This window comes from Bacillus cereus group sp. BfR-BA-01382 (assembly GCF_022663475.1).
GTDB lineage: Bacteria > Bacillota > Bacilli > Bacillales > Bacillaceae_G > Bacillus_A > Bacillus_A thuringiensis_S.
The window spans coordinates 1-21400 of record NZ_JAKUFQ010000052.1 but is presented as its reverse complement, the minus strand read 5'-3'; the positions used below and the strand labels follow the sequence as shown (position 1 = coordinate 21400).

Below are 21400 nucleotides of genomic sequence, written 5' to 3'. Positions count from 1 at the left end.
AATGTTCCTCGACTATGTTAAAATAATAGGGAGGTGAGAGTATGGCTGTCATTACAAAAATAGAAGTACAAAAGCGATCGAAAGAACGATTTAATATTTATATTGATAAAGGCCAAGGTGAAGAGTACGGGTTTAGTGTGGATCAAGTAATCTTAATGAAACATGGATTACAAAAAGGCTTAGAAATTGATGAAATAGAGTTAGGAAATATTTTGTACAATGAAGAGGTACAAAAAGCATATTTACAAGCAATCTCCTATTTATCCTATCAAATGAGAACAAAACAAGAAATAGAAGATTTTTTACGAAAAAAAGAAGTGGGACAGGCCATCATCTCTGAAGTCGTTTCTAAATTATTACATGACCGATATATTAATGATAAAGAGTACGCGGTTTTATATACGCGAACGCAAAGTAATGTGAATCGAAAAGGTCCAACTGTTATTAAAAGAGAGTTGTTAAATAAAGGTGTTCAGGATTTAATTATTATGCATAGTTTACAAGAATATCCGAAGGAAAAGCAAATTGAGAATGCCTTGTTTCTCATAGAAAAGAAAAAAAAATCTTATCAAAAGCATTCTTTTTTACAAATGAAGCTAAAGTTGGATGAGATGCTTGTTCGAAAAGGGTATTCTAGAGAAGTAATTCAAATTTGTTTGGAAGAATTGAAAGACGAAAGAGATGACGAAAAGCAACAAGAAGCGTTACACTATCATGGGAATAAGTATTATGAGAAATATAAGAAGTATGATGGATGGACATTTGAAAACAAGATGAAACAAGCGTTATATCGAAAAGGATTCTCTATTGATGAGATAGAGATATTTTTACAAATGAAACGTGAAGAGGGATGAGGGGAATAATGAGATGAATATGCCAAAACGCTACAGTGAAATGACACCACATGAGCTTAGAGAAGAAATTGGGGATTTGAAGGAGCAAGCAATAAAGGCTGAACAGCTTGGAATTGTAAATGAGTTCGATGTATTAATGAGAAAGATGGCAATGGCTCGCGCTTATATGACTGATATAAACAAATTCCATATTGGTGAAACATATGAATTAATAGAAGAACCTGGTATATTATTTAAAATTACTTACTTCAATGGGGTATTCGCTTGGGGTTATAAACAAAATGATAATGAAGAGATTGGAATACCAATTTCCTTATTGCAAGAAAAATAAAAACCAGAGAGCAAATATCTCTCTGGTTTTCATCTTTGGTAGGCGTTAAAGGAGATAGGAGATTCTAAAATTGGCGTTTTTTACATTCGTTGGCCAATATAATGAGAGACTGGGTTTGCTGCGTCTGTCCGTTAACTTGCGCTTTCGCATGTTTCGGACGAGTCCACGTATGGTTAAATAATTCAGAACGACTATCTAAACGATCACGGTAGCTCATCTTTATCACCTCGTGTAGGAAGTTAATTTTTTAGGTTGTAACTGTATTACTCTTCCTGCTGATTTGCAGCACGCATACGTTCTTGTGGGTGCGTGTTAATTGTGCCGTTAGGTCGCTTCGAAGCGAAGCGTGATTTCGCTTTCGGCTGACCGTCGATTTTGCTGTTGTTTTTTGACTCAGACCAAAATTCGGCTTGTTTACCCATTGCGAACGCCCTCCTCATCATCAGTTGATACCTCTTTAAGAAGTATCACTTATAGAATGTGCAAAACAGAAGAAACTATCCTTTAGAAATGAAGGGATAAATAGGGAAAAGGAGATTAGAACATGAATGATATTTATGAAGCATTAACGAAAGAATTATTAGATAAGAATGACAAGCTTTCTTACGGACAAGCACGTGCGTGGGTTGAATTACTTTGGGAAGATTTTCAAACAACTTATGCAAAATCAGGGCGTTATCAAGGTGAGGAAATGACTGAGCAAGTGGTACGATCATGGATTAATAATCATGGTGTACGCCTTCATGAAATGCGTACAAATAATCCGAAGTATAGCCATTTAATTAATCAAGAAGATCATTTGAAACATTAAAAAAAGCGACTTAAGTCGCTTTTTTTAATGTGGAAGTAATTCCAGCTTTTTTCGAAGTTTTTCTTCACTAAAAATCCATCCTGTATAGGAACTAATAATATTTAAATTATGGTCGAGCTGAACAATCGCGACAAATGGATAATAATCTTTACTGCGATACCGTAAATCAATGAATCGTACTTCATAATAATGATCATGATCAAAAATATCCCAGCGATATACAGGAGAGAAAGATAGGAAGGCCGAGATGTTTTCATCTTGTTTAGCTGCTCGCATAATATCATTTTCTGGGAACGGTACCCGATCGAATTTGTCATATATCATGATGTTACCACGGTACCATCTCGCAACGTAGTAATAATCAGCTGTAACGACTGCTAAATGATAATGATAAAATCGGTAAGAAGGAGAAATGATAATCTTTTCGACATTTTTGAAACGTTTGTGTACAACGCTTCTTATATTTCGGTGCATCATAACCCGTCCGATATAGTAAATAATCATTAATATATATGCTGCTAAGGCTGTGTATCCTTTATGAGAACCGACGAGCATGCAAGCAATTGCAAGTATATGGATAAAGAAAATTACGGTATCAAATGTATTAATCACGCCGAGTGCGACCCATTTTTTTGTGAAAGGCCGTAATGCTTGTGTACCATAGGCGTTAAAAATATCGACAAAGACGTGAAGGAAGACTGCAATAAATGACCAAAGTAGTAGATGAAGATATGGAGCGTCTGAAAAGAAGGCGAAAGAGATGCCACTTATAAGAAATGACCAAAGAATTACCGCGGGAATGGAATGAGTAACTCCGCGATGATTTCTTATATATTTAGCGTTATTACGCAATTTTAAAACTGTGTCAATGTCAGGAATGTTGGAACCAGCAATTGTAGCAAGCATAACAGCTTGTGGGCCAATATCACTTTGTGCTATGGCTGGATCTAATGTTGCTAAGCTACCTAAAGTGATACCCATAACAAGGTGAGTGGCTGTGTCCATAAAAATCCACCTCCGTTTTTTATTAATGTAACTCTTTTTATTCGATACCTCAAGTCCTTTGCCTTCAATTTCCTATGTCATCTTACTTAAATTTTTTCCTAAAATCTTTATAATAGTACTTATATGCAAAAAAATGAGGGGGATCAAGTTTGACACTTGAAATACTAAAAAAATTTAATATAGAGCAGTTTCAAAATGATTTAATTGGTTGGTTTGAAGAGGAGCAGCGCGACTTACCATGGAGAAAAAATAAAGATCCATACCGCGTTTGGGTTTCTGAGATTATGTTACAGCAAACAAGAGTAGAAGCCGTAAAACCATATTACGCAAATTTTATGGGGAAGTTTCCTACACTTGAAGCGTTAGCGAACGCAGATGATGAAGAAGTATTAAAAGCATGGGAAGGTTTAGGATATTATTCTAGAGCACGTAATTTACATGCGGCAGTAAAAGAGGTAAAAGAAGTATACGGCGGGGTTGTACCAAGTGATGTAAAGAAAATTGAAAAGTTAAAAGGAGTCGGACCATATACAAAAGGTGCTATTTTAAGTATTGCATATGGTATACCAGAGCCGGCAGTTGATGGAAATGTTATGCGTGTATTATCTCGCATTTTATCAGTATGGGATGATATTGCAAAACCGAAGACTCGAAAAGTTTTTGAAGAGATTGTGCGTGAAATTATTTCAGTAGAAAACCCATCTTATTTTAATCAGGGATTGATGGAATTAGGTGCACTGATTTGTATTCCTAAAAATCCATCGTGCTTACTTTGTCCTGTACGTGAGCATTGCAGAGGATATGCTGAAGGTGTTCAAAAAGAATTACCAGTAAAAAGTAAAGCGAAAGCTCCTAAAATGGTACCTATTGTTGCAGGAGTACTTCAAACTGAAGACGGTCGTTACGTTATTAATAAACGTCCAAGTACAGGTTTGTTAGCTAATATGTGGGAGTTTCCTAATGCTGAACTTGGAGAAGGTATTCGAAATCAGAAGGAACAGCTTATAGATTATATGAAAGAAAAATTTGAACTCGCGGTTTCTATTGATGAATATGCAATGAATGTACAACATACGTTTACACATCGTACTTGGGATATATTTGTATTTTATGGAAAGGTAACTGGCAATATTGTTGATACAGATACATTGAAATTTGTATCGAAAGAAGCATTTGAGCAATTACCTTTTTCGAAATCGCATCGTACTATTTACGAAAATTGCGTGGAGAAAATTACAATACAATAAATAAAAAAGTGTTCCCAATCTAGGGAACACTTTTTTAGTCGTAAGAAATTTTTGTCCCATGAGTCCAACTAGCTTCACCTTCTTGTAAGCCGCCTCTTGATTCAATTTCTACTACAATTTCTTTGTAAATACTTTGACCTTCTGCATTTAAATAAGGCAGAATCTGTTGTAGTGAGTGATGAAAATAAGCTAATTCATCTTCTTTCCATTCATGTTTTGAAACCATTGTTAGTTCAGTCATATCGCGTCCTATATACATATTTCCACCTCCATTTCTTATAGTTTGAATAAGTAACAAAAGATATATGCGGAAATTATTCAAAATAAAATTACGGATAGCCTCTAAGTGAATTGGTTACATTATTGGTTGTGGAGGTGAGAAAGATGAGTAAAAAACAACAAGGTTATAACAAGGCAACTTCTGGTGCTAGCATTCAAAGTACAAATGCTAGTTATGGTACAGAGTTTGCGACTGAAACAAATGTACAAGCAGTAAAACAAGCAAACGCACAATCAGAAGCAAAGAAAGCACAAGCTTCTGGTGCACAAAGTGCAAACGCTAGCTATGGTACAGAATTTGCAACTGAAACAGACGTGCATGCTGTGAAAAAACAAAATGCTAAGTCAGCTGCAAAACAATCACAATCTTCTAGTTCAAACGAGTAATGAAAGAAAAACACTTCTCCAATTCGAGAGAAGTGTTTTCTTTGTGTGTGGATCTTTGTAATGAAAAGAAAATGAACGACATAACTTCTAATAAGTCAACAAATGTAGTCAAAGGAAAAGGAAGTTAACAATTAGAAATATGTAATTAGGAATAATAACTGATGAATAAGTCCAAAGGGGGTAAGTAATGAACGATTTTGATAAGTTGGTAGGGGAGCAATTAGAAACGATGGATGAGTTGTTAAAGTTACAAGCACATCTAGAGAAGTATCAACAAATTGAAATGAATGAAAAAGATATGTGCGATAAAAAGGAACTGCATTTTATCCGTCAGGAAATATATAGAACAGAAGTAGCGTTGAAGATGTTACATGAGAAATTTGAAGAACAAACAAATAGTGTAATCCAATCTTTTGCAACTGAAAAAATGATTTCAAATTTAGGATAAGATATATCATTGTCTCAGGTGAAAAGTCCTTCAAATAGAGAAGGGCTTTTTTTATTACATGTCCTCGTTTATCCCGCTATTTGCCGGGCAGTAAGACCCCCACCTCAAAATTCAGCGAAAGCAAAGAAGTTAGGTGGGGGGCGGGCTGCCCGTAAAAGCCCGATTGGTGAGGGCTGATTAAAGTTTCACTTTATAAATAATACAATACAAACCTTGTTTCCTGAGAAGATTGGGGATTATTGTATTCAACTATAAACCTCCTGCATATTCAGTGTGGAAAATAGAGTCTTATCCCTTTAGTTTTAAAATTTTGACAAAAAAGTTATAATAGAAAAAAAGTGAATGCCGTTCAAAGGGCATTTGCAGTTGAAAGAAGGGAGCATATATGGGATTTCCCAAAGAAGGAGAAAAAGTACAAATACATAGTTATAAACATAATGGCTCCATTCATAGAATGTGGGAAGAAACAACAATTTTAAAAGGGACACAGAGTCTTGTGATCGGAGCGAATGATCGTACAGTAGTTACAGAATCAGATGGTCGAACATGGATTACGCGCGAACCAGCAATTTGTTATTTTCATGCTAACTATTGGTTTAATGTGATTGGGATGCTTAGGGAGGATGGCGTATATTATTATTGCAATTTAAGCTCACCTTTTGCGTATGATTCTGAAGCATTAAAGTATATTGATTATGATTTAGATATTAAAGTGTATCCAGATATGACATATACGCTTCTAGATGAAGATGAGTATGAAAAACATAGTCAAATTATGCAGTATCCACCTGTTATAGATACAATTTTAAAACGAAATGTAGCACATTTAACACAGTGGATTCATCAAAGAAAAGGTCCATTCGCACCAGATTTCGTAGATATGTGGTATGAACGATATTTAATGTACAGAAATTAAAACAAACCTGCAGGGAATTTCCCGGCAGGTTTGTCCTATTAGAGGGGGGATTATGTGCAGGGCATAAAAAGATATTTACAATTTGTTAAACCATATCGATGGCTTATTGCTATTACAATTATTATTGGACTAGTTAAGTTCGGTATTCCACTTATTATGCCGTGGTTATTAAAGTATATTATCGATGATGTAATTCAAGGGGCGGGTTCACTTCAAGATAAAACATCTCAATTAATAACAGCGATTGGAATTGCTTTTTTTATTTTTGCGGTATTAAGACCACCGATTGAATATTATCGTCAATATTTCGCGCAACGTATCGCAAATACAATACTGTATGATTTGCGGAAGCATATTTTCGGTCACTTACAAAAGTTAAGCTTACGTTATTATTCGAATACGAAAACAGGGGAGATTATTTCACGGGTCATCCATGATGTAGAACAAACGAAAGATTTTGTAATTACAGGTTTGATGAACGTCTGGTTAGATACTGCAACAATTGCTATCGCTATCATTGTTATGTTTTCTATGAATATAAAATTAACATTTGTTGCGTTATTGATTTTACCTATTTATGTAATAGCAGTGAAATATTTTTTCGGACGTCTTCGGAAATTGACGAAAGAGCGTTCACAAGCGTTAGCGACGATGCAAGGGTATTTGCATGAACGTATTCAAGGAATGCAAGTGACACGTAGCTTTGCGTTAGAAGAGTATGAGGGGAAGCAGTTTGAAAAAAGAAATAATGAATTTTTAACGAAAGCATTAAACCATACAAGTTGGACGGCGAGAACATTTTCGGCAGTAAATACGTTAACCGATTTAGGTCCGTTACTTGTGATTGGTTTTGCAGCATATGAAGTAATTCAGGGGCAGTTAACGCTAGGGACGATGGTAGCCTTTGTTGGATATATGGATAGTTTATATAGTCCGCTTCGCCGCCTTGTTAATTCATCTACAACATTGACACAATCTTTTGCATCGATGGATCGTGTGTTTGAACTGTTAGATGAAAAATACGATATTGTTAATGTGCCAAATGCGATACAAACGAAAAAATTAAATGGAGAAATTGTATTTGATAATGTTTCTTTTCGTTATAATGCAGATGAAAAAGAGATATTACACAACTTGTCATTAACTATGCAGTCTGGAGAGAAAGTAGCGCTTGTAGGAGCGAGTGGAGGAGGGAAGTCATCTCTTGCTAGTTTGATCCCGCGTTTCTATGATGTTTCTGAAGGCACGGTTTATGTAGATGGCATAGATGTAAGGAAGTATAATATGAGAAATTTACGTAGTAATATTGGAATTGTACTGCAAGATAATTTATTGTTTAGCGATACAATTGAAGCTAATATTTTATATGGAAATCCGAAAGCTACAGAGAAAGAAGTGATTGCAGCTGCCAAAGCTGCGCAAATTCATGATTTTATTATAGATTTACCAGATGGTTATAATACTGTCGTTGGAGAACGTGGTGTGAAGCTATCGGGTGGGCAAAGGCAACGCGTGGCAATTGCACGCGTATTTCTAAAGAATCCGTCGGTACTTATATTGGATGAAGCAACTTCGGCTTTAGATTTAGAAAATGAAAGGTATATTCAAGAGGCGCTTCAGACGTTAGCTGCTGACCGGACAACGATTATAATTGCACATCGATTAGCGACAATTACGCATGTTGATACGATCATTTACATTGAAGACGGTCAGATTAAAGAAACCGGTTCTCATGAAGAGTTAATGCGAAAAAGAGGATTTTATTATAATTTATATCAACTTCAACATATAACAGAAACAGCTCCTTTAGCATAAAAGGAGCTGCTTTTTTATTCGTCTTCTTTTTTATCATCGATTTGGAGTTCTTTTTCTGGTTTATGGTATGTGTAGAAGCTATCTACAAGTAAATCTAAATGCTCTACTTCTTCACTATAGTTAATGATGGAAGAAATAAGAGGGAAGAGATGTAACCATGTTTTATATGCTTCTTCATCGTCCTTGTTTTGATATTCCATAAAGATATCAATTAATTCTTGTTTACCTGTTTCAACTTCATCAAGCATTTCAACTGATTGTTGTTTTTTTGCTTTACCAATAAATTTTAATAAAACTTGTTCATGATAATGCGTTAATGAATCAAGTTCGTTTTGGATAGATTCCTGAAATTCTTCCGGCATGTAGCGTAGTTCATTTTCAGTACGGTGTAATGATTTTAACGTACTTAAAGCACGGCTTGTTGTCGCTAACATTTGTCTGAATAAAACGAGCTTACGAATTTTTGCGAACTTTACTTTTTTCGTGTAGCTTCTTTCTTCTTTATACAGCAAATAGTAATGATTTAGTTTGATCATTTTTTCTTTCATACGATCAATATCAGTTTTTAGCGTTGTAAAATCAGAAGCCTGCCTGCTATTCATTCGAATCCATTTTACAATTTCTTCTGTATTATCAACGATACGATGATAAAGTTTTGTTTCATATTTCGGCGGCATAAATACTAAATTTACAAGTGAAGCCGCAATAATACCAATCATAATTGTCGCAAATCGAAGTAAGGCAAAACTAAAGAAGTCTTCGCCTTGATACTCCATAATGGCGATAACTGTTACTAAAGCAATTGATATTGTGTTTTCTAATCGTAATTGCAGTGTAAGAGCAATTACTAATATACATGTTAATCCAATAATAAAAGGATTATGTCCAAAAGCAGTAGCAAATGCGATAGCAAATATCGCACCGATTACATTTGCTTGAATCTGTTCAAGTGCGGTTAAATAAGAACGGTATACAGACGGTTGAACAGCAAAGATAGCTGAAATTCCCGCAAATACCGGACTCGGTAATTGAAGTAAAATACAAGCAAATAAAGCTAACGTGATGGCAATACCCGTTTTTAAAATGCGAGCACCAAGTTTCATACCCTTAATAAGATCCTTTCTCTTGTCATAATGAATGTACAACATGATACTATACATTCATTACAATATGTTAGCAAGTGATATTTTAGTGACGTTAAAAGAAATTAGTATTCATTTTATCCAGCTAATTGTGAACAGTAAGATTCCCGCCTCTAAATTCAGTAGCTGGATGCCGGTAAACGCTCAATTGCTGTAGGCTAATTAAAGTTTCACTTTATAATTTTTCCTAATTTCTTTTAAACATCAGTTTTTAGTAAAAAGACCTGCTGAATTTCAGCAGGTCTCAAATTGTTACTATAGATTACTATGAGAAGTGTAATTCGTCAATTTTTTCTTAATAATGAAAATTACTCATGTTACTCTGTTGAGATAGATGGATCTGCCTGTTCTTTTTTGGGGATAATTTCAAAAAACTGGTTCTGTATATCATCTAATAATGGGGTTAACAAAGCAACTTCCTCATATTGCTCATGCTCGTTTAGTACACGAATATAGTCTAGCAATAATTCAGTTACATCTTTCAAACCATTTTTACTAATTGATTGTAATGTAACATTTGCCCCTTTTGCAATTCTTCTTTTTAAGGCCTGTTCTGTTAAGCCTAAGTTTGAATCATGACGCAAATAAACAACACCGCCAGTCATGCCAGCGCAAATCCATGGACCAGGGTCACCTAAAACAAGCGCTCGCCCATTTGTCATATATTCAAAAGCAAAACCTTTAATATTGGAGTATGCACCTATATTTCCTTGCTCTTTTTCACGGAGTGGTTTTGTTATTCTACCTCCAATGATCATGTCTGCCCCAGAAAGGCGAATGCCAGCACGAGCATCAGCGTTCCCTTGCACGTATAGTGCCCCTTTTTGTGCCCCATATCCAAATCCTTTTCCGACAGAACCGTTATAATATACTCCGTCTTTTCCTTTTGATTTCGTTATATAAATACCACCACCAAAGGAAGTTTTACCAATGCCATCTTGTGCGCCGCCATTTACGTGTATAAATAAATTTTCACTATTGTAAGCACCTAACCCATTTCCAGGGATAGAACCATTCGTATACTTTAATGTAAGTGGTTCAAGTTGAGTAGCTTCATATAGTTTACTGCGAACGCGATAACATGATTCTAGACCGCCCATAACGCGTTGCTCTACACCAACGCCTACTAATTCTTTTGAGTCAGCGGAATGAACTGTTTTAAATTGTTTTTCTGGTACGTCTTTTGTTGTTGTAACAGATGGATGTTCTATTATTTGTAGTAAATTACATAAGTTTAATAAATTTTCGCCCCGAACTTGCTCTAATAAATCAGAACGCCCGACAATTGCTTGTAAATTTGTATACCCAAGCTGTCCTGTTAATCGTTTTAGTTCTACACCGAAAGAGGTGAATAAATTTAGCAGGCCAGCAACTGCGCTTTCTAATTCGCGTGGGACGAAGCGGCGTAATCCATGTTCTTTTGCCTGTGCTTCAGACTCAATTTGTGTCGCAATTCCAACATGGCAAGTATCTAGATGGCACCCACGGCAAGTAGTACAGCCGATTGCAATCATTGACAGTGTGCCAAATCCAATACGGTTTGCTCCGAGGAGCATGATTTTCAAGGCATCATTTACACTTCGAATACCACCATCTGCCCAAATCTCTACTTTATGTCTCATGCTCGCTTCTAATAAAGCGTTGTGAGCGGCTTTAACACCAATTTCTACAGGAAGACCTACATGTTGCAAGGCGTGAATACGTGCAGCACCTGTTCCACCATCGAATCCGCTAATGTTAATAAAATCAGCACCAGCTTTGGCGATACCGACAGCAATTGTTCCGATATTAGGAACAACAGGGACTTTCACGGCTACTTTGGCAAGTTGATTAGCTGTTTTAATTTCCGTAATCATTTGAGCTAAATCTTCAATTGAATAAATATCATGGTTGTTAGAAGGTGAAATTAAATCTGAGCCGATTGTCGCATTACGTGCTTCAGCGATTTTGGCTGTCACTTTTGAACCAGGTAAATGCCCACCTTCACCAGGCTTTGCGCCTTGACCGATTTTGATTTCAATTAAATTCGATGAGTTTAGTAGTTCGGCATTTACTCCAAATCGCCCAGATGCCACTTGTTGTCCGCGTGTATGTGGGTATTTCCCGATCATATCTTTAATTTCGCCGCCTTCACCGTTCAAGCTAATCATATTTAGCTGATCGGCCGCTTCTGCATATGCGCGAAAGGCAATTTCGTTTTGAGAACCAAATGACATAGAACTAATAATAAATGGTAAATTATGATTTTGAATGCCGATAGATACTTCTTCAGTTGGAACGACATGTTTTGTTTGTTTCGTTTGAACAAGGTGTCTGATTGCGATTGGATTATTCTCTTCTAGTTCACTTAACTTGTCACGGTAGTCATCATAAGGATTTCCTTTTGCAACATCGCCGATTGCTTTCCAAATTCGCGGGAATATATGAAATGATTTTCGCATTCTAATTTTAGGATTGTTATAATCCTCTGCTCGTATTTTTGCATCTTCAGCAAGTGATTCAAGTGAAAAAGCTAAATCATTTGAACCGAAGAAATTTGTGATTTGTAATATATTTGCAATTTCCTCATGTAACCCAATAGATGAATAGAGACGTCCGTAACCACGTAACTCATGAATTCCAATTGTTGAAATGACTTTTTCTAATCCTTTATTAAGTGCATTATACAGATTCGTAATTGGTGTTTTTGTTCCATCACTTACAGTCGCGAATAATAAATATGGATTAATACTATCTGCTCCTAATCCATATAGCGTGACAATGTCATGTAAGGAGCGAAGGGCACCAGAACGTATAACGAGAGAACAATTGCGGCGTAATTTATTTTCACTTAATTCTTGATGTACTTTCGCGGTAACTAAATGTGGATCAATCCACAAGCGTTCATTTAGATGGGCTTTTGCGTCATCTAATACTAGTAGGGAAGCACCATTGTTAACAGCAGCTATCGCTTCAGAACTAATGCGGCTTAATGCACATTGCAGGGTTTCTGACGAGCTGAATGTAGCAGAGATTGTGGCAATAGAGTTATGAGTCCTAAATAACGCTGTGAGTTGTTCGTACGTAATTGTGTGTAATTCCTCTGCAATAGGTTGTGCCACGCTGCCTTCTAAAATAATTGGTGAAAGCATTTCAACTACAAATGGCCGTTTTGCGCCGCTTAATAAACTTGGACGCTCTCCAAGTACAGTACGTGTAGAGAAGTGTTCAATTTCACGGTCACGGTCAATTGCTGGGTTTGTAACAACAGCTACACTTTCTTTAATAAAGTCAGCGATATTTCGTCTATCAGTATCAAGTGCGGCAAGTGGTGAGTCATGCCCAAGTGAGCGTATTGGTTCAACACCTTTTGTTGCCATCTGTTCAAGAAGCTGAATATGTTCTCGGTCCCATCCGAAAGCGACGTATTGTTTCGTTTCAACTTGAACAAAATCACATAGCCCTTGGATTTTTTGCGTTTCAGGGATAGATAAATTTAAATGATAATTGGTAGTATCAATTCGCTTTTTAAAACGGTTATATACTTGGATTTGATATTTGTCATATTCATAAAGAACAAGTTCATCTTGTTCATTCCATTTTAATCCGACCTTTTCTCCAGGGGCGAGTGGCTTTGGTTCTGCTACATATTTAGTTGGTGATACAACTCCAGGTTCAGAAGAGAAAATATAAGAGCTTTCTGTCTCTACTTTCCATACTGGGCGTAATCCAAGGGAATCAACGCTGAAAACAGCTTCATCTTTAAAACGGGAAATGATGCCAGCTGGTCCTTGTGCAAAATGTCCCCATGCTTCACGTATATACGTATATAAATCTTGTAAAGGTGTTTCATAAAGTTTAATTTCATTAATAATTGGTGGAAATAGTATTTCCATTGCTTCAAATAAACTGTAGTCGTATTGAACAAGTAGGGTTTCTAAGGTGCGGTTTAAATCTTGAGAGTCACTGCCTCCAGCAGTAAGTGGTACATCAATCATTTCAGCTTGATCGCGTAATTTTGCGATTGTGTTAATTTCACCATTATGTCCGAGAATACTAAATGGTTGTACACGAAAAAAATTAGATAATGTATTAGTAGAGTAGCGGTTATGTCCTAATGTCATAGTTGAAGCGATAAGTGGATGTTGTAAATCATTATAGTAGGCAACAAGTGTATCACCAGCACCTAGAACTTTATATACAACATGATCACGACTTAATGAAGCAACATGAATTGCTTCGTTTTCCTCTATTTTTATTGTGACAGAAAATAATGTTTGCTCAATATTTGTAATTTCATTTTCTGCGATAAGGGCAACTTGCCAAAATAAAGGTTCTTCTTGTTTACCGAGTGGACCGAGCGCATCTGAGTTTGTTGCATCATCACTTTCGAAAATGATAGTAAAGTTTTTGTTGTTTAATTGCGTACGAATATAATCTTTTAAGGCAGTAATGTTTTCTTTTTTATTTAGAAAAAAATGTCCAACGATAAAGTGGGGATGATCCACAATCGTTGGATTATATCCACTACTTTTTAGTTTTTCATTCCAAAGCGTTTTTGGTACATCAATGTGAATGCCGATGCCATCGCCCTCGCCATTAATGAAACCAGCTCTATGATTCATTTTGACGAGTGATTGTATGCAAAGGTCAATGTTTTCTTTTGTAGGAATTTTTCGTTTCTCCATAACGGAAACGATTCCACACGCATCATGTTCTGCATTTCTATAATCTCGAAATAAAGACGGTGTCCATGTATTTGTTTTATTGAGCATCCGTCAATCCCCCCTCTTGTAAAAGTTAGAATAATCTTACTATTTAAGGTGTGAATCACCTTGTACACAGAGATAGTAATGATGTAAAAGAATATAAAACAGATAATTATGAATAATTATACTATTAATGTGGGATTTATGAAATAGAAAAAAGGAAAAAAGAAAGATGTGCTTTCTTTTTTCCTTTTAATGACGAGATTATTTGCTATCTGCTAAAGCAGCAAATGCTCTGCCTACAGCTTCAATTGTATATTCAATATCTTCTTTTGTATGTTCTGTCGTTAAGAACCATGCCTCGTATTTTGAAGGTGCTAAGTTAACTCCTTCTTGAAGCATTAGCTTGAAGAATTTACCGAACATTTCACCGTCTGTATCTTGTGCTGCATCGTAATCTTCAATTGTATTTGTTGTGAAGTATACAGTTAAAGCGCCTTTTAGGCGGTTTAATGTAATATCGATATTATGTTTTGCAGCTTGCTCTAAAATTCCTTTTTCAAGCATGGCACCAAGTTCATCTAATTTCTCATAAAGTCCTTGTTGTTGAAGAACTTCTAGACAAGCAATACCGGATGCCATAGAAGCAGGATTTCCTGCCATTGTACCTGCTTGATATGCAGGGCCAAGCGGAGCAACTTGTTCCATAATTTCTTTCTTACCACCGTAAGCACCGATTGGAAGTCCGCCGCCAATAACTTTACCAAGAGCTGTTAAGTCTGGTGTTACGCCAAGTAAATCTTGAGCACCACCGTACATGAAGCGGAAAGCGGTAATAACTTCATCATAAATTACTAGTGCGCCAGCTTCATGAACAAGTTCATTCACTTTCTCAAGGAATCCAGGTTTTGGCTCTACAATACCGAAGTTTCCAACAATCGGTTCTACAAGAATAGCCGCTACTTCATGTCCCCATTTATCTAACGCTTCTTTTAAAGTTTCTACATTATTAAATGGAACAGTAATAACTTCTTGAGCGATACTTTGTGGTACGCCGGCTGAGTCAGGTGTTCCTAGTGTAGAAGGACCAGATCCAGCTGCTACAAGTACTAAATCAGAATGACCGTGGTAACAACCAGCAAATTTCATGATTTTTGTGCGGCCTGTGTAAGCACGAGCAACACGAATTGTCGTCATTACTGCTTCAGTACCAGAGTTTACAAAGCGTACTTTATCTAAAGCAGGCATTGCCTCTTTTAACATTTTTGCAAATTTTACTTCTAGCGCTGTTGGTGTTCCGTAAAGTACACCATTTTCAGCAGCTGTTGTAATTGCTTTTGTGATGTGCGGGTGAGCATGTCCAGTAATAATAGGACCGTATGCTGCTAAATAATCGATATATTTATTTCCGTCTACATCCCAGAAATAAGCACCTTTTCCACGTTCCATAGCAACAGGAGCGCCACCGCCAACTGCTTTAAAAGAACGAGAAGGACTATTAACGCCGCCAACGATATGTTCTAAAGCTTCTTTATGTAATGCTTCTGATTTTGTGAATTTCACTACCATTCATCTCCTTACAAAAATCTATGTATTATTCTAACATGTTTTTCGAAAAGACGTATTGTTTGTGATAGAGAAGGCAGTTGGGTAAACTATTCGTTGTGACATTTAGGAGGGGGGTCCGATTATGAAATCGGTAATTGAGGTACAAGGGTTACGTAAAGAATTTACAGCCTATTCAAGTCGTCCGGGTTTAAAGGGTGCATTTCGCGATTTATTAAATCGTAATTATAAAATAGTACCAGCAGTAAATGATGTATCTTTTACTGTAAAACAAGGTGAGATGGTTGGTTATATCGGTGAGAACGGTGCTGGTAAATCAACAACAATTAAAATGCTTACGGGGATTTTGACTCCGACATCAGGAGAGATTTTAGTAAATGGGATGAACCCACATAAGCAGAGAGAAGAATTTGTAAGAACCATTGGTGTTGTTTTCGGTCAACGTTCACAACTTTGGTGGGATATTGCTGTACAAGAATCTTTTCGTTTATTAAAAAAAGTGTACGGTGTATCAGACGCTCAGTATAAAGAGCATATGGAACACGTGATTGAAACGTTAGATATTGGTCCTTTATTAGATAAGCCAGTTCGAAAGTTATCTCTAGGTCAAAGAATGCGTTGTGAATTAGCGGCAGCATTAATTCATAACCCACCGTTATTATTTTTAGATGAACCAACAATTGGGCTAGATGTACTTGTGAAATTGAAAATACGTGAATTTTTAAAAGAAATGAATGAACGTTATAAAACAACAATTTTATTAACAACCCATGATATTACTGATATTGAAGCATTATGTGAGCGTGTTATCATGCTGGATGAAGGAAATATTATGTATGACGGTTCTTTAAATAATCTTCGTACGCAGTGGGGAGCAGAGAAGGAAATACATTTTCAGTTTATTGCACCAGTTTCCTATCAGGCTTTATCAATGGTTATGCCAGATAGTCATGTCGTTTGGTCGAAAGCGAAAGAGGAAAACGCGTGGGTTGCAAAAATACCGAATGAAGAAGTTATTATTTCAATGCTTATTTCTAAAGTAGTACAAGCCTTTCAAATTAAAGATTTAAAAATTAATGAAGTGTCTACAGAGGAAATTATTCGTAACATTTATGAAGAAGGTATTAAACATGGGTAAGTATATTGAAATGATTCGAATTCGTTTTTTAATGATGCTTGCGTATCGCACAAATTATTATAGCGGGATTTTAATTTATACGATTAATATCGGTGCGTATTATTTTTTATGGCAAGCAATTTATAGCGGAAAAGAGAACATTGAAAGTTTATCTATTTCGCAAATGACTACGTATATCGCAATTGCGTGGATGGCACGTGCCTTTTATTTTAATAATATAGATAGGGAAATTGCGATGGAGATTCAAGAAGGACGTGTAGCGGTAGAACTGATTCGTCCATATAATTATTTAGGGATGAAAGTGATGCAAGGTCTTGGGGAAGGGATATTTCGTTTTGCATTTTTTTCAATTCCAGGTATGGTTATCGTTACGTTATTATTTTCATTGCAAATTACAACGAATTTTCAAACGTGGTTATATTTCTTCTTGTCTCTAATATTTAGTTTTATTATTAATACACAAATTAATTTAATGACGGGAATGCTCACGTTCTTCCTATTTAATAATAGTGGAATTATGTATGCAAAACGCGTTGTTATTGATTTATTTTCTGGTCTATTATTACCGATTAGTTTTTATCCGTTATGGGCCCAAAAGGCAATGATGTTTTTACCGTTTCAAGCCATTAGTTATATTCCGAGTATGATTTTTTCAGAAGGTATACAAGGAAATAAATTGTATGAGGCATTATTATTCCAAGTAATTTGGGCGATTGTCCTTATTATTCCAATTGTACTTATGTGGAGAACGGCGAGAAAACGTCTAATTGTACAAGGGGGATGATGAGATGATATATATAAAACTATTTTTGCAATATGCAAGCCAATATATAAAAACAAAATTGGAGTATCGGGGCGATTTTATCGTTGGATTACTTTCTGATTTATCACTACAGGCTGTTAATTTAATCTTTATTCTCGTTGTGTTTGGGCATACACAAGCATTAAAAGGCTGGAGTAGAGAAGAAGTAATCTTTATTTATGGTTTCTTTTTAGTGCCGTTTGCCATTTTCTCAGCTTTCTTTAACATATGGGACTTTAATGATCGTTACATTATTAAAGGGGAGATGGATCGTATATTAACGAGACCGATTCATAGCTTGTTTCAAATTATATTAGAAAGAATGGAACTTGAGTCTTTAATTGGGGCCATTACAGGAATGATTGTAATGGGATATGCAGCTGTAGAGTTACAATTATCTTTTTACTGGTATGATTTCTTCTTATTTATATTGATGGTAGGAGGAGGCGCACTTGTATATGGAGGGATATTTGTTACGCTTGCGAGTCTTGGTTTTTGGTCAGATGCGAAAAGTTCAATTATGCCCCTTATGTATAACATAGGTAATTACGGGCGCTATCCTGTTAATATTTATAATCGTGTAATTCGTTTCATTTTAACGTTTGTTTTACCGTTTGCGTTTGTTGGAGTATATCCAGCAGCATACTTTTTAAGAAAAACAGAATGGAATAGTTATGCATTCGCGACGCCAATTGTTGGTGTTATCTGTTTTACGATTGCAATCACTCTTTGGAATCAAGGGGTAAAAAGGTACCGTGGTGCTGGGAATTAATTATAGAAGCTTGTTTGTTTCTAAGGGATAAATCCAATGGTCGTCTCATACATATAAAATGAGGTGGAGGACATGTTATGGGGATTTATTCTATTACTTGCAGCAATCGCTATTTTGAAAAGTGTCCAATTATTATGGAGTTCCTATTCAGATTCAACGCGTTTTTTTTCGCTGTATAATTTGGCCACATTATTTTTAATCTATACAACAGTACTGATCGCGTTTGGATTAAGTTACGTTGTATTAGAGGAAATGGGTTTCGCAGTTTTGAAAGAGGACGGAGAAAGTTTGAACGCTCATTCTTTTCAACTCGTTGAAGTTTGTTTATATTTTAGCGCAGTTACTTTATTGTCTGTTGGATATGGTGACATATCTCCGATTGGAATTGGGCGATGGATTGCAATTGCAGAAGCGCTAATTGGATATACACTCCCTTTTGCTTTTGTGATGAGGTCTGTAATAGACAATGAAAAATAAGGAAGCATTTGTTATAGTAAAGGAAAAGAGTAGGAGTGATAACTATGATTACAGTAGGAGAAATGGCACCAGAATTCACATTAGAGGGAAGTAACGGAGAAGAAGTTAGCCTAGCTGATTTCCGCGGTAAAAATGTAGTTCTCTATTTTTACCCGAAAGATATGACGCCAGGATGTACAACTGAAGCATGTGATTTTCGTGATGCGTATGGAGTATTTCAAGAGAAGGATACGGTTATTCTTGGAGTAAGTCCTGATTCAGCGAATAGACATTTGAAATTCATTGAGAAACATGAATTGCCATTTACACTTTTAGTAGATGAAGATCATAAAGTAGCAGAGTTATATGATGTTTGGAAGCTGAAAAAGAACTTTGGGAAAGAGTATATGGGAATCGAGCGTTCTACATTCCTTATTAATAAAGACGGTGAACTTGTAAAAGAGTGGCGTAAAGTGAAAGTGAAAGGACATATTGAGGATGTTCTTTCTTATATAAAATAAATCTATAGTGGAGATAAAATATGCAGAAACAAGGCAAGTGTCTATACATATTTTACTGCCTTACATAAAGTGGAAGTGTAGGGCATACCTCCTCAGATGATAGTATTCCAAGTGCGATTATGTCGCACTTTTTTCTATGTAATATATGAAGAAAAAGGGAAAGATACATAAAAACAAGCTCTGAATATAAAAATAAACCACATACTTATAGTAGAAATATTGACGATTTATAAGAAAAGGAGTACACTCTTTATAAGAATTATAAAATAATAATCCGTATAGAATCGGGGTGCATGACGGTGGTCAAAGAAGAATTAAAAGAAGCGCTAGAAATGCTGAAAAATACGGGTGTACGCATTACTCCACAGCGTCATGCTATTTTAGAGTACCTTGTGGAATCAATGACGCACCCAACAGCGGATGACATTTATAAAGCATTAGAAGGTAAGTTTCCAAATATGAGTGTTGCAACTGTCTATAATAACTTACGTGTATTTAAAGAGGTTGGACTTGTAAAGGAATTAACTTATGGAGACGCTTCAAGTAGATTTGATTATGTTACAAGTCAACATTATCATGTGATTTGTGAAAAATGTGGTAAGATTGTTGATTTTCCTTATGGAGGTTTGGAACAACTTGAAGAGGAAGCTGCAAAAACGACAGGCTTCGTTATTAATAGTCATCGCTTAGAAATTTATGGCGTTTGTCCAGAGTGTCATAAGGCGTAATATATAATAAAGAAAGAGGCTGACGGCTATACGTCAGCCTCTTTCTTTATTATATAAGGATTAGCGTGAGGTTAATCGGGATTTACAGTGCTAAGTTAGTAAGAAGAGTTAGATAAAAGTTTGTCGAATTTACTTTGTATTGGTGGAAATGAATTCTTGGAGGGGACATTTTGAAGAAATATGAGATTAAAAGTGACATTCCAACATTGGAAGAATATAAATATTTATGTGATTCTGTGGGATGGACTAATTATATGAACTTTGAGGTGGCGGAAATATCACTTCAAAATTCGATTTACTGTATAACAGTCAAGGATAATAATCAAATCATCGGCATGGGGAGAATTGTTGGTGATGGGGCTATCTATTTCTATATTCAAGATATAGTGGTTCATCCAGAGTATCAAAAGAATGGTATTGGAAAGAAAATAATGAATACTTTAGTAGAATACTTAAATCAGAATGCTCCAGATAAAGCATTCATTGGTTTGTTTGCGTCGCAAGGTAAAACGTCATTCTACGAAAAATATGATTTTAAAGATTATTCGCCTAACATGACAGGGATGTTTACTGTTATTTCGAAAAAATAGGTGTAATAAATTTAATAAAACAATTAAAAAGTTGATTTCTTAAGAAATCAACTTTTTAATGAGTTGAAACGTTTGTAGTGTTGCAAACTCGTATTTCCCTTGATACTTATGATTTATAACTCTTCTTATTATACTTTTCATCAAATTCTTTTCCTTCTAGATCTCGATCTAGTGTTAAAGGTTGATTGCAGTGCATACATGCATCGACACGGCCGAGCATTTTTGTTGGCTTATCACAGCTTGGACAAATAATTTGGATAGTCTTAGTAGATAACATACCAATCCAAAAGTAAACGACAGTGCTAGCGATAACAGCTAAAAAGCCAACCATCATAAACGTTGTCATAACAATAATGTTTTCGCGGAAAAAGACACCTAAGTATGCAATGAAGAGGCCGATAAATACTAAACTTAATGCAAAGGTCCGGATTTTATTGATTTTGTTTGAATACTTAATGCTCATTCTCACCACACTCCTATAATAATAATATAACATAAAATTTAGAATTTTCACTCTCGTGTAAATTGATAAAGGGATAAGATATGAAATGGATAGGAGGGGAGCCATGAAGAATGAATGGGTGCTATAATGATTTTTACAGCGATTTTTAAGTTTTTAACGGGATGTGAAATTTTTTTGTAAAAAGTATTGACCCTGTATATACTGCATGATATATTAATAACCGTCGCTGATGCGGAAACGCAGAAAACGACAAAAAAGAAATTGAAAAACTTAGTTGACATTGAAAAATGAAGATGTTAACATAAGGAAGTCGCAAATGAGCGACCAAGTAGTTCTTTGAAAACTGAACGAAACAAACAACGTGAAACGTCAATTTTTATTTTTAGATGCTAGACAAACTAACTTTATTGGAGAGTTTGATCCTGGCTCAGGATGAACGCT

General features: G+C 35.7%; 23 protein-coding genes. 15 read left to right on the top strand and 8 right to left on the bottom strand.

The window, feature by feature from the left end; all coding sequences use genetic code 11:
• Positions 1 to 41 precede the first annotated feature (41 nt).
• Both recX and MR160_RS19740 read left to right on the top strand, forming a co-directional pair.
• Complete coding sequence (gene recX / locus MR160_RS19745) at positions 42 to 854, top strand: recombination regulator RecX (protein ID WP_000268512.1); 813 nt, start codon at positions 42 to 44, stop codon at positions 852 to 854.
• A gap of 13 nt (positions 855 to 867) precedes the next feature.
• Positions 868 to 1185 carry a YfhH family protein gene (locus tag MR160_RS19740; RefSeq protein WP_001057028.1) on the top strand — a complete coding sequence of 106 codons (318 nt, stop codon included), beginning with the start codon at positions 868 to 870 and terminating at the stop codon, positions 1183 to 1185.
• A gap of 64 nt (positions 1186 to 1249) precedes the next feature.
• On the opposite strand, the gene MR160_RS19735 is transcribed toward MR160_RS19740, so the two are convergent.
• Positions 1250 to 1402 (bottom strand): YpzG family protein, encoded by a 153-nt coding sequence (locus MR160_RS19735; RefSeq protein ID WP_000122093.1) that lies wholly within the window; start codon positions 1400 to 1402, stop codon positions 1250 to 1252.
• Between the two features lie 46 nt (positions 1403 to 1448).
• Complete coding sequence (locus MR160_RS19730; protein ID WP_000517891.1) at positions 1449 to 1607, bottom strand: small, acid-soluble spore protein K; 159 nt, start codon at positions 1605 to 1607, stop codon at positions 1449 to 1451.
• A gap of 122 nt (positions 1608 to 1729) precedes the next feature.
• Here MR160_RS19730 and MR160_RS19725 point away from each other — a divergent pair, with 122 nt between their 5' ends.
• The gene (locus MR160_RS19725; protein ID WP_000998159.1) at positions 1730 to 1996 is read left to right on the top strand and encodes a YfhJ family protein; all 267 of its coding nucleotides are present in this window, start codon (positions 1730 to 1732) and stop codon (positions 1994 to 1996) included.
• 24 nt (positions 1997 to 2020) lie between these two features.
• Here the strand turns inward: MR160_RS19725 and MR160_RS19720 are convergent, their stop codons facing one another.
• Positions 2021 to 3001, bottom strand: a complete 981-nt coding sequence (locus MR160_RS19720) for a metal-dependent hydrolase (RefSeq protein WP_242297884.1) — start codon at positions 2999 to 3001, stop codon at positions 2021 to 2023.
• Positions 3002 to 3150: 149 nt separating this feature from the next.
• Between MR160_RS19720 and mutY the strand changes: the two genes are divergently transcribed.
• Entirely contained in the window at positions 3151 to 4248 is a 1098-nt protein-coding gene (gene mutY, locus MR160_RS19715) for an A/G-specific adenine glycosylase (protein ID WP_000171380.1), read from the top strand.
• A gap of 34 nt (positions 4249 to 4282) precedes the next feature.
• Here the strand turns inward: mutY and MR160_RS19710 are convergent, their stop codons facing one another.
• Positions 4283 to 4507, bottom strand: coding sequence for a hypothetical protein (locus tag MR160_RS19710; RefSeq protein WP_000275441.1), 225 nt, complete (start codon positions 4505 to 4507; stop codon positions 4283 to 4285).
• Between the two features lie 125 nt (positions 4508 to 4632).
• Between MR160_RS19710 and MR160_RS19705 the strand changes: the two genes are divergently transcribed.
• The 4 genes from MR160_RS19705 (at position 4633) to MR160_RS19690 (ending at position 8093) form a co-directional block, all read left to right on the top strand.
• Positions 4633 to 4914, top strand: coding sequence for a gamma-type small acid-soluble spore protein (locus tag MR160_RS19705; RefSeq protein WP_000039034.1), 282 nt, complete (start codon positions 4633 to 4635; stop codon positions 4912 to 4914).
• 187 nt (positions 4915 to 5101) lie between these two features.
• On the top strand, positions 5102 to 5362 hold the full coding sequence (locus tag MR160_RS19700) for a YgaB family protein (protein ID WP_000997574.1): 261 nt from the start codon (positions 5102 to 5104) through the stop codon (positions 5360 to 5362).
• A 385-nt stretch (positions 5363 to 5747) separates the two neighbouring features.
• Positions 5748 to 6278: a nucleoside tri-diphosphate phosphatase gene (gene ntdP / locus MR160_RS19695; protein ID WP_000506625.1), complete on the top strand. Its 531-nt coding sequence runs from the start codon at positions 5748 to 5750 to the stop codon at positions 6276 to 6278.
• 54 nt (positions 6279 to 6332) lie between these two features.
• Positions 6333 to 8093 carry an ABC transporter ATP-binding protein gene (locus MR160_RS19690; protein ID WP_086389644.1) on the top strand — a complete coding sequence of 587 codons (1761 nt, stop codon included), beginning with the start codon at positions 6333 to 6335 and terminating at the stop codon, positions 8091 to 8093.
• Between the two features lie 14 nt (positions 8094 to 8107).
• On the opposite strand, the gene MR160_RS19685 is transcribed toward MR160_RS19690, so the two are convergent.
• The 3 genes from MR160_RS19685 to hemL all read right to left on the bottom strand — a co-directional run bounded on the left by MR160_RS19685 (position 8108) and on the right by hemL (position 15492).
• Positions 8108 to 9196, bottom strand: coding sequence for an aromatic acid exporter family protein (locus MR160_RS19685; protein ID WP_000765787.1), 1089 nt, complete (start codon positions 9194 to 9196; stop codon positions 8108 to 8110).
• Between the two features lie 356 nt (positions 9197 to 9552).
• Positions 9553 to 13989, bottom strand: coding sequence for a glutamate synthase-related protein (locus MR160_RS19680; RefSeq protein WP_081143513.1), 4437 nt, complete (start codon positions 13987 to 13989; stop codon positions 9553 to 9555).
• A gap of 198 nt (positions 13990 to 14187) precedes the next feature.
• Complete coding sequence (hemL, locus tag MR160_RS19675) at positions 14188 to 15492, bottom strand: glutamate-1-semialdehyde-2,1-aminomutase (protein WP_086402977.1); 1305 nt, start codon at positions 15490 to 15492, stop codon at positions 14188 to 14190.
• A 121-nt stretch (positions 15493 to 15613) separates the two neighbouring features.
• Here hemL and MR160_RS19670 point away from each other — a divergent pair, with 121 nt between their 5' ends.
• The 7 genes from MR160_RS19670 (at position 15614) to MR160_RS19640 (ending at position 20496) form a co-directional block, all read left to right on the top strand.
• A complete protein-coding gene (locus tag MR160_RS19670; protein ID WP_000843649.1) occupies positions 15614 to 16627 on the top strand; it encodes an ABC transporter ATP-binding protein in 1014 nt (337 codons plus the stop codon).
• Positions 16620 to 17411 (top strand): ABC transporter permease, encoded by a 792-nt coding sequence (locus tag MR160_RS19665; RefSeq protein ID WP_000521515.1) that lies wholly within the window; start codon positions 16620 to 16622, stop codon positions 17409 to 17411. The genes MR160_RS19670 and MR160_RS19665 overlap by 8 nt, the downstream gene beginning before the upstream one ends.
• Before the next feature lie 4 nt (positions 17412 to 17415).
• Complete coding sequence (locus MR160_RS19660; RefSeq protein ID WP_000639350.1) at positions 17416 to 18201, top strand: ABC transporter permease; 786 nt, start codon at positions 17416 to 17418, stop codon at positions 18199 to 18201.
• A 72-nt stretch (positions 18202 to 18273) separates the two neighbouring features.
• The gene (locus tag MR160_RS19655) at positions 18274 to 18678 is read left to right on the top strand and encodes a potassium channel family protein (protein ID WP_000964360.1); all 405 of its coding nucleotides are present in this window, start codon (positions 18274 to 18276) and stop codon (positions 18676 to 18678) included.
• Between the two features lie 44 nt (positions 18679 to 18722).
• Complete coding sequence (gene bcp / locus MR160_RS19650) at positions 18723 to 19178, top strand: thioredoxin-dependent thiol peroxidase (protein WP_000633711.1); 456 nt, start codon at positions 18723 to 18725, stop codon at positions 19176 to 19178.
• Between the two features lie 299 nt (positions 19179 to 19477).
• Positions 19478 to 19906, top strand: coding sequence for a peroxide-responsive transcriptional repressor PerR (perR, locus tag MR160_RS19645; protein ID WP_000237831.1), 429 nt, complete (start codon positions 19478 to 19480; stop codon positions 19904 to 19906).
• 170 nt (positions 19907 to 20076) lie between these two features.
• Positions 20077 to 20496, top strand: coding sequence for a GNAT family N-acetyltransferase (locus tag MR160_RS19640; RefSeq protein ID WP_000759743.1), 420 nt, complete (start codon positions 20077 to 20079; stop codon positions 20494 to 20496).
• A gap of 106 nt (positions 20497 to 20602) precedes the next feature.
• Here the strand turns inward: MR160_RS19640 and MR160_RS19635 are convergent, their stop codons facing one another.
• A complete protein-coding gene (locus MR160_RS19635; protein WP_000025067.1) occupies positions 20603 to 20959 on the bottom strand; it encodes a YgzB family protein in 357 nt (118 codons plus the stop codon).
• Between the last annotated feature and the right edge of the window lie 441 nt (positions 20960 to 21400).

Coding starts and splice junctions, on each gene's coding strand:
- MR160_RS19725 (WP_000998159.1), top strand. CDS start 1,730: ATGAATGATATTTATGAAGCATTAACGAAAGAATTATTAGATAAGAAT.
- MR160_RS19655 (WP_000964360.1), top strand. CDS start 18,274: ATGTTATGGGGATTTATTCTATTACTTGCAGCAATCGCTATTTTGAAA.
- MR160_RS19735 (WP_000122093.1), bottom strand. CDS start 1,402: ATGAGCTACCGTGATCGTTTAGATAGTCGTTCTGAATTATTTAACCAT.
- MR160_RS19730 (WP_000517891.1), bottom strand. CDS start 1,607: ATGGGTAAACAAGCCGAATTTTGGTCTGAGTCAAAAAACAACAGCAAA.
- MR160_RS19740 (WP_001057028.1), top strand. CDS start 868: ATGAATATGCCAAAACGCTACAGTGAAATGACACCACATGAGCTTAGA.
- MR160_RS19635 (WP_000025067.1), bottom strand. CDS start 20,959: ATGAGCATTAAGTATTCAAACAAAATCAATAAAATCCGGACCTTTGCA.
- recX (WP_000268512.1), top strand. CDS start 42: ATGGCTGTCATTACAAAAATAGAAGTACAAAAGCGATCGAAAGAACGA.
- hemL (WP_086402977.1), bottom strand. CDS start 15,492: ATGGTAGTGAAATTCACAAAATCAGAAGCATTACATAAAGAAGCTTTA.
- MR160_RS19680 (WP_081143513.1), bottom strand. CDS start 13,989: ATGCTCAATAAAACAAATACATGGACACCGTCTTTATTTCGAGATTAT.
- bcp (WP_000633711.1), top strand. CDS start 18,723: ATGATTACAGTAGGAGAAATGGCACCAGAATTCACATTAGAGGGAAGT.
- MR160_RS19705 (WP_000039034.1), top strand. CDS start 4,633: ATGAGTAAAAAACAACAAGGTTATAACAAGGCAACTTCTGGTGCTAGC.
- MR160_RS19660 (WP_000639350.1), top strand. CDS start 17,416: ATGATATATATAAAACTATTTTTGCAATATGCAAGCCAATATATAAAA.
- MR160_RS19665 (WP_000521515.1), top strand. CDS start 16,620: ATGGGTAAGTATATTGAAATGATTCGAATTCGTTTTTTAATGATGCTT.
- MR160_RS19720 (WP_242297884.1), bottom strand. CDS start 3,001: ATGGACACAGCCACTCACCTTGTTATGGGTATCACTTTAGGTAGCTTA.
- MR160_RS19700 (WP_000997574.1), top strand. CDS start 5,102: ATGAACGATTTTGATAAGTTGGTAGGGGAGCAATTAGAAACGATGGAT.
- MR160_RS19710 (WP_000275441.1), bottom strand. CDS start 4,507: ATGTATATAGGACGCGATATGACTGAACTAACAATGGTTTCAAAACAT.
- ntdP (WP_000506625.1), top strand. CDS start 5,748: ATGGGATTTCCCAAAGAAGGAGAAAAAGTACAAATACATAGTTATAAA.
- MR160_RS19670 (WP_000843649.1), top strand. CDS start 15,614: ATGAAATCGGTAATTGAGGTACAAGGGTTACGTAAAGAATTTACAGCC.
- MR160_RS19685 (WP_000765787.1), bottom strand. CDS start 9,196: ATGAAACTTGGTGCTCGCATTTTAAAAACGGGTATTGCCATCACGTTA.